At 68.3% G+C, this 14144-nt stretch carries 16 protein-coding genes; 7 read left to right on the top strand and 9 right to left on the bottom strand.

Annotated features, from left to right (window positions below):
• Position 1: 1 nt before the first annotated feature.
• Positions 2–1462, top strand: a complete 1461-nt coding sequence (locus ACYVF6_RS37780; RefSeq protein WP_460528803.1) for a glycoside hydrolase family 3 protein — start codon at positions 2–4, stop codon at positions 1460–1462.
• Positions 1463–1594: 132 nt separating this feature from the next.
• Entirely contained in the window at positions 1595–1903 is a 309-nt protein-coding gene (locus tag ACYVF6_RS37775) for a hypothetical protein (protein WP_460528801.1), read from the top strand.
• 28 nt (positions 1904–1931) lie between these two features.
• On the opposite strand, the gene ACYVF6_RS37770 is transcribed toward ACYVF6_RS37775, so the two are convergent.
• On the bottom strand, positions 1932–3110 hold the full coding sequence (locus ACYVF6_RS37770) for an ROK family transcriptional regulator (RefSeq protein WP_460528799.1): 1179 nt from the start codon (positions 3108–3110) through the stop codon (positions 1932–1934).
• Positions 3111–3191: 81 nt separating this feature from the next.
• Positions 3192–3422 (bottom strand): hypothetical protein, encoded by a 231-nt coding sequence (locus tag ACYVF6_RS37765; protein WP_460528797.1) that lies wholly within the window; start codon positions 3420–3422, stop codon positions 3192–3194.
• A 316-nt stretch (positions 3423–3738) separates the two neighbouring features.
• Between ACYVF6_RS37765 and ACYVF6_RS37760 the strand changes: the two genes are divergently transcribed.
• Together ACYVF6_RS37760 and ACYVF6_RS37755 are read left to right on the top strand one after the other, a co-directional pair.
• Positions 3739–4566: a GntR family transcriptional regulator gene (locus tag ACYVF6_RS37760; RefSeq protein ID WP_460528795.1), complete on the top strand. Its 828-nt coding sequence runs from the start codon at positions 3739–3741 to the stop codon at positions 4564–4566.
• 80 nt (positions 4567–4646) lie between these two features.
• Positions 4647–5060 (top strand): Imm1 family immunity protein, encoded by a 414-nt coding sequence (locus ACYVF6_RS37755; RefSeq protein ID WP_460528793.1) that lies wholly within the window; start codon positions 4647–4649, stop codon positions 5058–5060.
• A 28-nt stretch (positions 5061–5088) separates the two neighbouring features.
• Here the strand turns inward: ACYVF6_RS37755 and ACYVF6_RS37750 are convergent, their stop codons facing one another.
• A complete protein-coding gene (locus ACYVF6_RS37750) occupies positions 5089–6063 on the bottom strand; it encodes an o-succinylbenzoate synthase (protein WP_460528791.1) in 975 nt (324 codons plus the stop codon).
• A 19-nt stretch (positions 6064–6082) separates the two neighbouring features.
• Positions 6083–6547: a DUF6069 family protein gene (locus ACYVF6_RS37745; RefSeq protein ID WP_460528789.1), complete on the bottom strand. Its 465-nt coding sequence runs from the start codon at positions 6545–6547 to the stop codon at positions 6083–6085.
• A gap of 161 nt (positions 6548–6708) precedes the next feature.
• Between ACYVF6_RS37745 and ACYVF6_RS37740 the strand changes: the two genes are divergently transcribed.
• A complete protein-coding gene (locus tag ACYVF6_RS37740) occupies positions 6709–6885 on the top strand; it encodes a hypothetical protein (protein WP_460528787.1) in 177 nt (58 codons plus the stop codon).
• A 187-nt stretch (positions 6886–7072) separates the two neighbouring features.
• Here ACYVF6_RS37740 and ACYVF6_RS37735 read toward each other — a convergent pair whose 3' ends face one another.
• Positions 7073–7654 (bottom strand): TetR/AcrR family transcriptional regulator, encoded by a 582-nt coding sequence (locus ACYVF6_RS37735; protein WP_460528785.1) that lies wholly within the window; start codon positions 7652–7654, stop codon positions 7073–7075.
• A gap of 90 nt (positions 7655–7744) precedes the next feature.
• Here ACYVF6_RS37735 and ACYVF6_RS37730 point away from each other — a divergent pair, with 90 nt between their 5' ends.
• A complete protein-coding gene (locus ACYVF6_RS37730; RefSeq protein ID WP_460528783.1) occupies positions 7745–8968 on the top strand; it encodes an FAD-dependent oxidoreductase in 1224 nt (407 codons plus the stop codon).
• A 24-nt stretch (positions 8969–8992) separates the two neighbouring features.
• On the opposite strand, the gene ACYVF6_RS37725 is transcribed toward ACYVF6_RS37730, so the two are convergent.
• Genes ACYVF6_RS37725 through ACYVF6_RS37715 form a run of 3 tightly spaced genes read right to left on the bottom strand, consistent with a single transcriptional unit; the run spans position 8993 to position 12152 of the window.
• Complete coding sequence (locus ACYVF6_RS37725) at positions 8993–10327, bottom strand: ABC transporter substrate-binding protein (RefSeq protein WP_460528781.1); 1335 nt, start codon at positions 10325–10327, stop codon at positions 8993–8995.
• Positions 10328–10335: 8 nt separating this feature from the next.
• Positions 10336–11190 carry a carbohydrate ABC transporter permease gene (locus ACYVF6_RS37720; protein WP_460528779.1) on the bottom strand — a complete coding sequence of 285 codons (855 nt, stop codon included), beginning with the start codon at positions 11188–11190 and terminating at the stop codon, positions 10336–10338.
• On the bottom strand, positions 11187–12152 hold the full coding sequence (locus tag ACYVF6_RS37715) for a carbohydrate ABC transporter permease (protein WP_460528777.1): 966 nt from the start codon (positions 12150–12152) through the stop codon (positions 11187–11189). The genes ACYVF6_RS37720 and ACYVF6_RS37715 overlap by 4 nt, the downstream gene beginning before the upstream one ends.
• Positions 12153–12350: 198 nt before the next feature.
• Between ACYVF6_RS37715 and ACYVF6_RS37710 the strand changes: the two genes are divergently transcribed.
• On the top strand, positions 12351–13394 hold the full coding sequence (locus tag ACYVF6_RS37710; RefSeq protein ID WP_460528775.1) for a DUF3616 domain-containing protein: 1044 nt from the start codon (positions 12351–12353) through the stop codon (positions 13392–13394).
• Positions 13395–13446: 52 nt separating this feature from the next.
• Here ACYVF6_RS37710 and ACYVF6_RS37705 read toward each other — a convergent pair whose 3' ends face one another.
• On the bottom strand, positions 13447–14091 hold the full coding sequence (locus ACYVF6_RS37705) for a TetR/AcrR family transcriptional regulator (protein WP_460528773.1): 645 nt from the start codon (positions 14089–14091) through the stop codon (positions 13447–13449).
• Positions 14092–14144 lie beyond the last annotated feature (53 nt).

The raw sequence follows: 14144 nt of genomic DNA, 5'->3' as shown, positions 1-14144 counted from the left end.
CGTGGTCAACTCCGTTGAGCGGCTCGCGCTGGGCACGCTGCTGCCGGCCTTTCAGGGCCTGTCCGTTCCCGACTGGGTGCTGCGCCGGGTCGACGAGGGACTGGCCGGCGTGACGTTGTTCGGCTTCAACATCGAGACCGACGACCAACTGCGCACGCTCACGCGCTCGCTGCGTTCGTCCGGCGAGCTGCTGATCTGCCTGGACGAAGAGGGCGGCGACGTCACGCGGATCACCTACCGCACCGGAAGCCGTTATCCCGGCAACGCCGCGCTCGGCGTGATCGACGATGTGACCGCCACCCGCGAGGTCTACCACGCGATCGGTGCCGACCTGGTTTCGCTTGGTGTCAACGTGGACTTTGCGCCGAGTGCGGACGTCAACTCCGAGGCGGAGAACCCCGTGATCGGCATCCGCGCGTTCGGCACCTCGCCCGACCTGGTGGCACGGCACACCGCCGCGGCGGTCGAGGGCCTGCAGGGCGCGGGCGTGGCGGCGAGCGTGAAGCACTTTCCCGGGCACGGCGCGACCCGGCAGGACTCCCACCTGGAAGTACCCCTCGTCGACGTTCCGCTGTCGAAACTTTCGGAACGCGAGCTCGTGCCGTTCCGGGCCGCGATCGAGGCGGGCGTACGGCTGGTGATGACCGCACACGTCAGGGTGCCCGCTCTGACCGGCGCGGAGCCGGCCACCTTGTCATCGGCGGCGCTGGGGTCGCTGTTGCGGGACGAGCTCGGCTTCACCGGAGCGGTCGTAACCGACGCGATGGACATGAAAGCGATTACCGAACGGGTCGGGCTGGCCCGCGGCTGCGCGCTGTCGGTGGCCGCCGGGAGCGACCTGATCTGCCTCGGCCCGTTGCCGACTCCGGACGACGTGGCCGCGATCGTGGCCGCGATGGTGACTGGCGTCGAGGAGGGCTGGCTGCCGCTGTCGCGACTGGAGGACGCCGCCTCCCGGGTCGGCGCTCTGCGCGAGTGGCTGCGTTCGGCCGACGGTTTCGGGTCGGGACGTGAGCGGGCCGACGGCGTTGGGCTGGCCGCGGCCCGCCGGGCGATCCAGGTGAGTGGGAACGGTTCCGGATCGCACGCCGGCGGCTTCGGTCTGGTCGATCCGCTGGTCGTCGAAGTCGACTCACCACCGACGATCGCCGTGGGCACGGTGCCGTGGGGGTTGGCGCCGTTCTTCGCCGGCGCCCTGCGGCTCGACCCGGCGACGGACTCCGCCGAGGGCGTGATCGCGCGGGCGAAGGACCGCGGACTGGTCATCGTCGTACGAGACGCGCACCGGCACCCCGACAACCAGACGTTCGTCTCGGCGCTGCTCGCGCAGCGGCCGGACGCGTACCTCGTCGAGATGGGCCTGCCGTACTGGCGGCCGCGCTGCGGCGGCTTCATCGCCACCTACGGCTCGGCCCTCGTCAACGCCCAGGCCGCCGCCGAACTCCTCACCGCCGCCCGCTGACGCGTACCGGGCGGCCGGCCGCCGCACGGCGTTGGATGCGGCGACGGCTTCGCTGAAGAGAGGCTCGAACGCTCGGCTGGATGCGACGATGGCTGCTGTAGGCACCGGCTCGGCTGCTCCAGGGAGGTCGGGATGTCGAGGTCGGAAAAGATCCGGGACGGCATAGCCAGGCTGCGAGACGCGGAGATCCCTCTGTTCAATCGCATCAAAAAGGAACAAGGGCGAGCCGAGAGCGCTCGGAAGCGCGCCGCCCTCCTCCGCAGGCGGGCCGCTCGGCAGAGAGGTGAAAGCAAGCGGGCCGGCTTCGAGCGCAGAGCTCGCGATCTGGACGCCAAGCGCCTGTCAGCTGTGCGAAAGCTCGCAGACGACTATGCGGACCTCGCGAAGAACCTGGAGTCGCAAGTGGCTCAGGCCGAGCGGCTCGCGCGCGCGGAGCGGTAGCCGCGCCGCCAGGCTCCGGCGCGAGGGCTCAGGACGGGGTGAAGAGGTCCTCACGGGCTTGTTCGGCCGCCACGTCCACGGCGCCGAGCAGCACGGGGCGGCGTTCGACCGCGGTGACGGAGACGTTGGGGCGGATCGGGCAGATGCGGGCCACGGCCTCTTCCACTCGGCCGGCCAGGTCGGGGCCACCCGCACGGCAGACGTCGCCCGCGAGGACGACCAGGCTTGGGTCGAGGATCACGCATACCGAGGCCACGCCCAACGCCAGCCGGTGCGCCAGGTCGTCGACGAACTCGGCGGCGCCGGACGCGATCGCGTGAGAGACGATCTCCTGCACCGACGACGGTCCCGCGAGTCCGTGCGAGTCGGCCAGCTCGCGGATTGCTTCGGTGCTGACCAGCGCACCCAGGCCACCCGACACCGAGGGCAGCCGGCCCGGACGGCGCCGGACGTCCTCCGCGAGCGGCACTCCCGGCACCGGCAGATAGCCCAGCTCGCCGGCCGCGCCCGAGTGCCCACGATGCAACCGCCCGCCGATCAGCATCGCGAGGCCGACACCGCGGTCGGCCCACACCAGGGCGAAGTCGTCGTGGTCGCGGGCGGCGCCGTACGCACGCTCGGCCACCGCCACCAGGTTGACGTCGTTCTCGATCCGGACCAGGCACTGCAGGTCGCTGGTCAACGCGTCGCGGATGCCGGCGTGCCACTCGGGCAGGTCGAACGAGAACTCCAGGTCGCCGGTCTCGGGGTTGATCACGCCCGGCGTTCCGACCACGACGACCCGAAGCTCCGACGGCTTGATGCCCGCCGCACGGCACGCGCCGGCCACACCGCTGTGCACCGTTTGTACGGGCGCGTCGCCGCGGTTGGGGTCGACGGTCTCCTCCGACAGCACCTGTCCGGTGATGTCGGCGACGGCCGTGGTCACACCGTGCGGCCCGACCTCCAGGCCGGCGACATAGGCAGCCTGCGGGCGGACGGCGTAGAGCGCGGCGTTCGGCCCGCGCGCCCCCGCCTGCGCGCCGACGACCGTGACCAGCCCGCGTTCCTCGAGCCGGCCGAGCATCTGCGCGGCCGTCACCTTCGACAGCCCTGTGAGCTCGCCGAGCCGGGAACGGGTCAGCGGTCCCCGGGAAACAAGCAGGTCGAACGCCGCCCGGTCGTTGATCTCCCGTAGTAATCGGGGCACACCTGGTCGACGTTCCACAGACAAGATCCTATGACGTACGCCCAGGTCGCATCAAAGATCGGCGCGCGGGCGCCGACGGCGTGCCGCATCAGTTTCGTGCTAGCCGGGGTTGGCCTTCCGGTGATTGCGGACGACGTTCTGCATGCCGACCGCGATCGCGGTTCCGATCATCGAGCGGATGTCCAGCCCATCGGGCCCGACGGCGTAGTCGATCCGCACGACCACATCGACGGAATCGGGTCCCGAACGTCCCACGACGGCGTAGTGTCCGGAAACCGGTTCTTGGATCACCTCCCACTGCTCGGGGAGCTTGGAACGATCAATCTCCACGGGGTTGAGCCTTCTCCAGGCACCCATCACGTTGCCTCCTCCCCCGCTGCTCCCTCACCCACACGAACCCACGTCGCGGGTGCGGCCTCGGAGCTTCGTTTCTCGGGGTGAACAGGTCGGACTTTTCGCGATGCCGTCGCGGAAATTTACCGCCTTTGTAAGCGCGACGCCCATCCCTTTCCCTGACATACCTAGTATGTTAAGTGCGTCAACGGCATGTCAATGCTGTTCGGGGGATGTTGAGACGGCAGGCAAGTCAGTAAGCTGACAGGGGGATATTTCAGTCTTTGCGCGGTCTGATGAATGGAGGTCTGCTGTGGGGCGCAGGGTCGGACCGCCCGCGTACCTCAAGATCGCTTCGGACTACCGTGTCCTGATCCTCGACGGCAGCCTGCCGGCCGGCGCCAAACTGCCCTCCGAGACCGAGCTCATGCGCTCCTATTCCGTTTCGAGAATTGTCGCCAAAATGGCGATAAACGTGCTGCGGAACGAAGGCTTGATTGTCTCCAGAAAAGGCAAGGGAAGTTTCGTCAAAGAAATTCGCCGGATCATCAGAGACAGTGCCAACCGATATTCCCGGACGAATTCCTTCAGCACCTCTCCGTTCGCCAGCGACACCACTGCTTCCGGCCAGCACGGCGACTGGGAGTTCGCCAGCGGCGAGATCGAGGCGAGCGCGGAGGTCGCGCACCGGCTCGAGATCGACCTCGGCGCGCCGGTGATGTGCACGAAATACCGCTACTTCGCGGCCGGCTCGGCATCCACCGAAGCCACCGGCGCCGCCGCCGGGACCTCCGCGCCGTCCGCGCCGTACGTACGAGGTGAGCCGATCCAGCTGTCGACGTCCTGGGAACCGCTCGAGCTCACCGCGGGCAGCGCGGTGGCGCGTCCGGAAGAAGGTCCGATCATCGGGGTGGTCGCCCGGATGGACAGCATCGGCGTGCACATCTCGCACGTACTCGAACGCGTGACGGCCCGGGCCGCGCTCCCACCGGAGGTGCGGGCGCTCGAGCTGTCGCCGCAGGGGTCGTACATCCTGCTGATCCAGCGCACCCACTATGCCGGGGAACGCCCGGTCGAGACGTGTGACATCGTGTTCCCCGGCGACAGGTACGAACTCACGTACCGCATCCCGGTCAGTTAGCTTGCCAACCGTTACACTCGCGGAGCTAACGGCATCAATCGCAGGGTATCGGGATTCAGGGCTATCCCCGGGGAGACCAGATGAAGCTCTTCGTGAATTACACGGGCGCACCGAACGGGGACGCCGTCGTGTCGACGCCGGCTGACGTCGACACGGTCCTCGACCGGGTGCAGAAGGAGGTGTCCGGCAAGGGCGCCCTCTTGATGCTGGTCGGCCTGGCCGACGACGCCGACGACGGCCCGCTGCTGCAGGTCGGGATCGACGGCGACAAGGGCGTTCTGACCTACGACGGCCCGCAGACGCCGGACGGCCTGATCTCGGTCGGCGGCGACGCCGAAGGGCTGGTCTTCTACTCCTACCAGGGCAACAAGGCGGAGTTCCCCGCCTCGGCCGAGGTGCCCTATTCCACGGTGAAGGCCGCGGTCAAGGAGTTCCTCACCAGCAAGGGCGGCCAGCCGACGACCCCGAAGTGGCGTCCCGACACCGACGACTGATCGGCTGTACTGCCGGACGACTGCCCGTCTAGAGCAGGGCGGCGGTCCTGGCCAGCCGCTCTCGCCACCACCGCTCACGTTCTCCGTCTCGGATCGCGAACTCCGACAGGCGATCCGGGTCCGGCTCGGGCGGGCTGCGCAGGACGCCAACCTCGCCCTCCACCGATCGCAGTGCCTCGGCGTGACCGACCACGTCTCCGTCCAGCAGCGACAACGTGTCCAGCCCGCAGGCGTAGTCCAGGTCAGGTAGAGCGGCCGCCAGCGCGACTTCGGCGGCCAGCCCGACGCTGGTCTCCAGCGCCGACGACACCACGCACGGCAGCCCGGTCGACTCCGCGACTCGCAGCGAACGCCGCACGCCACCGAGCGGCGTGCACTTGACGACTGCCACGTCGACCGCGTCCCGCACCCCCGTACGCAACGGATCCCCTGCCAGCCGGATCGACTCGTCGGCGGCGATCGGTACGTCGACCAGCCGGCGCAGCGCGGCCAGCTCCTCCAACGTCCGGCACGGTTGCTCGGCGTACTCCAGACCGCCGGCGGCCCGGTCCAGCACACCGAGCGTCCGCGCCGCCTCGTCGACACCCCACACGGCGTTCGCGTCGACGCGGATCCGGCCGAACGGGCCGAGCGCGTCGCGGACGGCCTCGATCCGGGCCTGATCCTCGGCGAGCGAGCCGGGGTGGTCGGCGACCTTCACCTTCGCCGTACGGCACCTGGCGGCGGTGACCAGCGTGTGCGCGCGCTCGGGCGGTACGACCGGCACGATGCAGTTGACCGGCACGCGGTCGCGGACGGGCTCCGGCCAGCCGGACGTGCACGCCTCGAGAGCGGTCGCGAGCCAGCGGGCGGCAACCGCGTCGTCGTAGTTGTCGAACGGGCAGAACTCGCCCCAGCCCGCCGGGCCGCGCAACAGCACGCCTTCGCGAACGGTGATGCCGCGAAACCGGCTGCGCATCGGGATCGCGTAGACAACGGCACTGGCCAGGATGTCGTCGAGCACCAGACCAGTATCCGGTGAGCTAGCTCTGGGCTTCCCGCCGCTTCCAGGTCATCGAGCTCCGCGCCACGCCCAGCAGCAGGAACGTGATGGCCAGCCCGATCGCGAGGTTGATGATCGCGGTGGCGAGTTCGGCCGCCGTGACGTCGAGTAGGTCGGAGAGCCCGAGCGGCAGCGCCACGGCGATCAGCGTCGCCAGGCCGAGGATCCAGCCGAAGAACCGCGTCGGCGTGGGTGTTCCGACCGCGAGCAGATGCATCAGCCCGGTCGCCAGCAGCGCGATCGCGGCGGCGGCCAGTGCGTACGTCACCATGTCGGCGGTGTCCCAGCCACCGTCACCGTCGGGTTGCAGCACGGGGATGTCGAGGATGCCGCGGCACAGCACGATGCCGACGATCGCGACCAGCGCGGCGACGACAGCCGTGGCGAAGCCGCCGGCCCACAGCTTTCCGGCGTCCAGGACCGGTTTCACCTGGTAGTCGCTCACGACTGTCCGCTACCCCGTTTACGCTCCGGCTACCCACCACCTTCGGGGCATTCCGGAAATGCAAGGTTGTCTGGTTCTGGCCAAAATTTCGGAAACTTGCTTCCCCATTCACGGTATCGCTGGCATTCTGGACCTCCGTCTTTTGGACATTGGTGAAGTAAATGGGCTGGTCCGTGGTCCCCATCGTGGTGGCGGTAGTCGCCGCCATCGCGGTCATCACCATGATCACGGCGATGATCGTCGGATCCGTACGCAACACCCGCGGCGACAAGGACTGGTCGCATTCCAAGGACAAGGACTTCTTGCCCTGGGGCAAAGACGGCGACGACCTCAGCTGATCAGACGCATTTACGGCCAATTCGGTCCGGAATAGCGCATTATGCGGGTGTCCGCGATCGGCCGATCGAAGGCCTATTAACAGGTACGGTCAGCGCGCGCCCCCGCGACACCCGTAGGCCCCCGGCTGCGAACAAACACGGCAGCCATCACCGGCAGCAGCAGCCGACCCGGAGTCAGGGCTGCTTTCTAGAGCTTCGGCCGCAGGATCGGTAGCACGATCTGGTCGACGATCTGCTCCAGTTCGCTCGCCGGCGGCGGGCTGCCCGTCATCAGCACACCCTGCAGCACCAGCGCCGGCCCGGTCCGGAGGGCGAGCGGCGTGATCACGGACCGGTCGATCTCACCGCGGTCGGCGGCTCGCTCCAGCACCGATCGCACCAGCCCGAGCCGCCCGGCGATCAGCTGGTCCCGGAACGGCTCGCCCAGTTCCGCCTCACGCAGCATCTCCACCAGCACAGCGGCACGCGGAAACCTGGTTCGCCCGGCGAGAACGTCGCTCATGCTGGTCAGGCAGGCCAGCAGCGCCTCGCGGAGGTCGGCCGCCTCGTCCAGTGGCAGGGTCAGGTCAGGGAGGGCGGCGTGCAGCGCGTCGAGTACGAGCTCGCGCTTGGCCGGCCAGCGACGATAGAGCGCGGCCTTGCCCGTACCCGCCCGGGCCGCGACCGCCTCGATCGTCAGCCGGGCGTACCCGACCTGGGTGAGCTCGGCGAGCGTCGCCTCGTGGATCGCTTGCAGGAGGGCGCGACCGCGCCGGCGAGTGGTCGTCACAACGCCCGATAGTAGACGCTTGCGTTCCCTGTACGCACGAGCTAACGTGAGAGTCGATAGGGAACGGTGACGTCTACTAAGGGGTCCGCGATGGAGCTCCAGACCACTGCTTGTGTGATCGGTGGCGGCCCGGCCGGGCTGATGGCCGGTCTCCTACTCGCTCGCAACGGAGTCGACGTGATCGTGCTGGAGAAGCACAAGGACTTCCTGCGCGACTTCCGCGGCGACACTGTCCACCCGTCCACCCAGGAGGTGCTCGACGAGCTCGGCCTCGCCGAGGCGTTCGCGAAGCTGCCGTACGAGAAGGTGGCCAAGGCCGAGACGGCGATCGGCGATCGGCGCATCACGATCGCCGACTTCAGCACGCTGCCGACCCCGTTCCCGTACATCGCGATGGTTCCGCAGTGGGATCTCCTCGACATGCTGGCCGGCGCGGCCGAGCAGCTGCCGAACTTCCGCCTGCTGCGCCGCGCCGAAGCGGTCGACCTGCTCCGCGACGGGAGCCGGGTCACCGGCGTACGCGTCCAGCGGCCGGACGGGCCCCTCGAGGTGCGGTCCGGGCTCACCATCGCCGCCGACGGGCGTACCTCGATGGCCAGGCAGGCGGCCGGCTTGCGGGTTCGCGAGTTCGGCAGCGCGCTGGACGTGCTGTGGTTCCGGGTCTCTCGCGCCGCCGGCGACCGGATCGGTTCGATCGGCCTGCGGCTCGGCCCGGGGACGGCGTACGTCCTGATACCGCGCGACACCTACTGGCAGGTGGCCCAGCTGATCGCGAAGGGCGGCTACGAAGCGCTCCGGCAGGCCGGAATCGCCAAGCTGCACAGCGACTTCCGGGCCGGCGTGCCCGAGCTGGGCGACCGGATCGGCGAGCTCACCGACTGGGATCAGGCCAGCGTGCTGGAGGTACGGATCAACCGGCTGCGCCGGTGGCACGTGCCTGGCCTGCTCTGCATCGGCGACGCGGCGCACGCGATGTCGCCGGTCGGAGGGATCGGCATCAACCTCGCGGTGCAGGATGCCGTCGCGTCGGCGAACCTGCTGACCGGCGCTTTGCTGGCGTACCAGAACGACGGCGTTGCCGTGCCGGAACGCGCGCTCGCGGCCGTCCAGCGCCGCCGGCGGTGGCCGGCCGTGGTGACGCAGGCGTTCCAGCGGTTCATCCAGCGCTTCGGCGTCGAACGCACGCTGCGCCACGGACCGACCTCGACCAAGCCGCCGGAGCCACCGATCCCCGTCGGTGGTGTGCCGGTGGTCCGCAAGCTCGTGAGCCGGATGATCGGCCTCGGCGTCCGCCCCGAACACGTACGACAGTGAACGAGGCGGAACACCTCGAGCCGATCAGAGGTAGTGCTTGGCGTACTTCTCGCCGAGCAGGTTCGCCGACGAGCGCAGCTTGCGCGCTAGCGTGTGGAACGTGGCCTCCACCGGTGCCGACGAGGAGTACAGCTTCTGCAACGCCGTCGACATCGTCACGTTCGCGTTCGGGATGATCAGTCGCGCCAGGTCCTGCGTGCGCGTCTTCGGCACCTGCGCCAGCGCCGTCGCGAAGTTGGGGTTCTCCTTCACCCGCTTCCGCAACGCCGGAACGTTTCGCGCCGCCTGCACGATTGGCAGGTAGCCCGACTCCATCGTCCACTGCGCCGACTTCTCCGGCCGTCCGCAGAACTTGACGAACTCGAACGCCGCTTCCTTGCGCTCCTTCGCCGCACCCCGCAGGATGCCGAACCCGCTGCCGCCCGTCGGGCAGCCGAAGTGCTCGAACTCCGGCAGGAACGTCGTGCCGACCTCGAACTTCGCCAGCTCGGTGACCTCCCGCAACCCGCCGGTGCTCATGCAGCCGGTCGCGTTGACCTGGTTGGTGAAGTCGGGTGCGGGCGTCACCGTGAGGTAGGCCATCTTGTGCTTGCGGATCAGGTCCACGTTCCACTGCCCGGCGGTGATGCCGGCCTCGGAGTCGACCAGGATGTCCAGTCCGTCGGAGTAGCGCCCGCCGTGCTGCCACACCGAGCCCTGGAAGAACCAGTCCGCGTCCCCGGAGGTGAACGCGTGCACCTTCGGGTTGCCGTTCTTCGTCTTCACCGACTGGATCGCCGGACCCCACTCGACCAGGTCCGTCCACTTCTTAGGGCCTTCGGCCGGAACGCCGGCCTGCTCGAAGATCTCCTTGTTGTAGTAGAAGAGCGGCGTGCTGCGCGCGAACGGGATCCACCAGTAGGTGCCCTTGACGCGGCCCTCGTTGACGAACTGCTCGAGGTAGTTGCCCGGCTCGTACCCACCGCCGAAGTAGCCGTTCAGCGGCTCCAGCGCGTCGGCCATGTGCATCTTCCGCCACGTGATCTCGGAGAAGATCGCGATATCGGGGATCTGCCGCGCGATGATGCCCGCGGAGATCTTCTGCACGGTCTGGTCGTACGAGCCCTGGAACTGCGCGTCGACGTAGACCTCCTGCTGCGACTCGTTGAACTCGTCGACCAGCTTGGTCATCGACTCCTCCAGCACGCTGGAGAACGAGTGCCAGAACACCACGTGGGTCCGTTTGGCGTACTGCCGCGGCAACGCACCGGTCGCCTGCGTGAACTCGCGGCTACCGCATCCCGCGGCCGCGGCGGCCAGCAGCCCGCCGGCACCGGCCAGCAGCGTACGCCGGCCAAACCGATTGCTCGTCAGCCTCATGGAAGATGTCAACCCTTCGTTGCGCCCTGGGTGAGGCCCGCGATGATGTGCCGCTGGGCGAAGAAGAACACGATCAGGACTGGCACGACGACGAACACCGTCGCGGCCATGACCGCACCCCAGTTGGTGTAGCCCTCAGCGGTCTTCAGCATCACCAGTCCGACCGGCAGCGTCCGCATGTTCGCCGCGCTGGTCGTGATCAGCGGCCAGATGAAGTCGTTCCACTTGTCGACCATCGCGATGATCATCACGGTGACGATCATCGGCCGCGACATCGGCAGCACGATGCTCCAAAGGATGCGGAGCTGGCTCGCACCGTCGACCTTCGCCGCCTCCATCACCTCGCCGGGCAGCGTGAGCATGTGCTGCCGCAGCAGGAACGTCGCGAACACGCTGCCGAGCCCTGGCACGATCAGCCCGGCGTAGGTGTTGACCCACCCCAGCTGCGCGATCGTCATGTAGTTGGGCAGGAGGACGACGTGGCCGGGCACCATCATCGCGCCCAGCAGGGCGAAGAACAGCCACTTCTTCGCGGGGAAGCGCAGGAAGCTGAACGCGTACGCCGACAGCACCGCGACACAGATCTGCAGCACTGTGCCCGTGATCGTGACGACGAACGAGTTGATGTACAGCCGCCCGAACGGCGCCGCCGCCCACGCGTCGGCGTAGTTGGACCAGCGCAGCCGGGTCGGGATCCACTCCGGCGGGAACTCGTAGATGTCCGCCGACGGCTTCACCGACGCGGTGAGCAGCCAGTAGATCGGGATGATCGCGACCAGCGCGACGATGATCAGCAGGGCGTACTGGACGATCCGCGCCCAGCTCGCGCTCTTCATGCCGACGACTGTGGTTTGGGTGCTCATCGGTAGTGGACCCTCCGCTCCAGGAACCGCGCCTGCGCGCCGGTGATGAGCAGCAGGATCACGAACATGACGATCGCGCCCGCGCCCGCGTGGCCGGCGTCGAACGCCCGGAACGCCTGCTCGTAGATGTACCAGGACAGAATCTTCGTACCGCCGCCCGGACCGCCGTCCGTCATGATCGCGATCACGTCGAACGCCTGGAACGTGCCGATGATCGTCGTCACCGCGACGAAGAACGTGACCGGCGACAGCAGCGGCAGCGTGATCCGGCGGAACAACGTCCAGCCGCCGGCGCCGTCGATCCTGGCTGCTTCGTAGAGGTCGTTCGGCATGCTCTGCAGGCCGGCGAGATAGATCACGGCGACGAAGCCGATGTTCTTCCACAGGTAGACGATGATGATGCCCGGCAGCGCCCACGCGGAGTCGGTCATCCACGCCGGGGCGGTGATGCTCACCCAGCCGAGGATCTGCTTCATCAAGCCGTAGTTCGGGTCGAAGATGAACAGCCAGGCGGCGCCGATCGCAGCACCGCTCACGATGTGCGGAGCGAACACGAACGTCCGCACCACATGCCGTCCCCGCAGCTTCTGGTTGATGAGCATCGCGATCGCCAGCCCGGCGATCATGCTCCCGATCACGATGCTCCCGGAGAAGATCAGCGTCCGCCACAGCACAGCGTGGAAGTCCGGATCGGTGAACATGTCGACGTAGTTCGCCAGCCCGACGAACGTCTTGTCGGCCGACAGCAGGTCCCAGTTCACCAGGCTGAGGTAGCCGTTGTAGATCATCGGCCAGTACGAGAACACCGCGAGCAACACCAGGTTGGGCGCGACGAACGCGAGGAACAGAAGGTACTCCCGCCTCCGCTGTCGCGCGCGACCATTGGCACCGACGCCGGAGCCGGCCGTCTTCTCACCCCGCCTCGTACCACCGGCGACCGCTGTAGCACTGTCGGTTGCCAAAGTAGGTCCTCTCCGTTGCGCAAAACCGCTCGTTAGGACAGCCTTCGAAACTCGAATAGGCAGACTAGAGGCGCGGCAAGCGCCTGGGTAGTCCTTTTCGGGAAAAACGCGGCATCCAATTCAGAAACGGACTCATAGCTCATCGCCACAGGTCGACCACGGGGGCGTGCGCTCGTACCGCCTGGTACAACGAGGGACATGGGGATCGAGCAGACGGTCGTACTCCGGTTCGGCGACGGCGCGACCGCGGCTGGGACGCATGAGAACCTGTCCGCGGCTCATCTCGACGGGCAGGTCCTCTGGCTCGCCGGAGACGAGACGGCAACGGTGGAACGGCTCCGTCATCAAGAGTCGCGACCGCGGCCGGAGTACGCCGACCACGTGAGCTTCGATGTCGCCGATCTGGTTCCGCTTCCGGGCGCCGCCGGCGAGGAGGTCGACATCGAGGGTATGGCCGCTGCCGACGGCTACCTGTGGATCGTGGGATCGCACAGCGCCAAACGCAAGAAGGTGAAGGACCATCACCCGGACGCGAAGTCGGCCCTGCGGCTGGCGACGATCAGCGCAGAGCCCGCCCGGCGCGTTCTGGCCAGGCTTGCCGTCGAGGACGACGTACTGGTCAAGGCGACCCCGGACGGCCGGCGCAGCCTCGCCCTGGGAAGCGACGGCGTCCACGGCCTACTCGGCGACGACGCACACCTGTCGCCGTTCCTGGACATCCCCGGAAAGGACAACGGCTTCGACATCGAGGGCATCGCCGTCCACGGGACGCCCGGCGCCGAACGCGTCTTCCTCGGCCTGCGCGGCCCGGTCCTGCGGGGCTGGGCAACGGTGCTGGAGCTGGCCCCACGCGATGGCGGCGACGTTCTGACGCTCGCGGCGACACCCGCCGGAAAGCGCTACACCAAGCACTTCCTCGACCTGGACGGGCTGGGCATCCGCGACCTGTGCCGGCAGGGCGACGACCTGCTCATCCTGGCCGGACCGTCCATGGATCTCGACGGGCCGGTTCGCCTCTACCGATGGCCCGGCGCCAGCCGGCTGGTCGCACCCGAGATCGTCCAGCGCGGCGAGCTCCAACGGCTGCTGGATCTGCCCTACGGTGAGGGTGACGACCACGCCGAAGGCATCGCGCTGCTACCAGACGACCGGCTGCTCGTCGTCTATGACAGTCCTGCCGCGGACCGGCTGACCGCAGCCGGATGCATCATCGCCGACGTCGTACGGCTCCCACCTCCGTAGCGGCCTTCGTCGTGCGCCACGTCAACAGTCGCCTGACGTGCTGCGCCGCTAGCTAGCGGCGCGTCCTGGGTTCCGGCTGGATGAGCGGCTCCCTAGAAGCGACGATCTCCAAGGCCGCGCGCACCGTGTGAAGCAAGCCCGACCTGTCATCGGCCGAGGCCACGGTGTCGAACGCGTAGTGCTCGACCGCGACGCGCAGGGCGGCGTTGATCGCCGAGGCCAGCACCTTGCTCGCCAGGTCGGGCTCGGGGAGGCCCGCACGCCGGGCGAGCGCGGCGGCGAAGACTGGCTCGGCATCGTCGTGCGCCTGCAGCCATACCGCGCGCAGCAACGGCTCAGCACGGGTCAGCCGCACCAGGTGGAGCACCGCGGGCGCGTCCTCGGTGAGCTCGCCGCCGCTTCGTTCCAGGTCGTCGACCAACTCGGCGATGCCGCGATCCGGTGGCCAGCCCCGCAGCGACTGTGCGGCCAGGTCGATACCGGCGGACAGCAGCGGCAGGACGCAGCGTTCCTTGGTGGGGGAATACCGCCACAGCGTGCGCACCGAGATACCCGCCGCCGAGGCGATCTCCTCGGCGGACGTGGCCGCCACGCCCCGTTCGGTAAAAAGCCGGACCGCCTGCCGGGCGATCTCCAGCCGAGTCTCGGCCTTGCGACGTTCGGTCAGAGGCGGGCGACCGATCCTCGTGGCTTCCACGATCCCGTAACCTAACACTATCTGTCGCTACATGCCAGAGTGGCACTTCGCGC

This window comes from Flindersiella endophytica (assembly GCF_054779015.1).
This window is presented reverse-complemented; position numbering and strand designations above follow the sequence as displayed.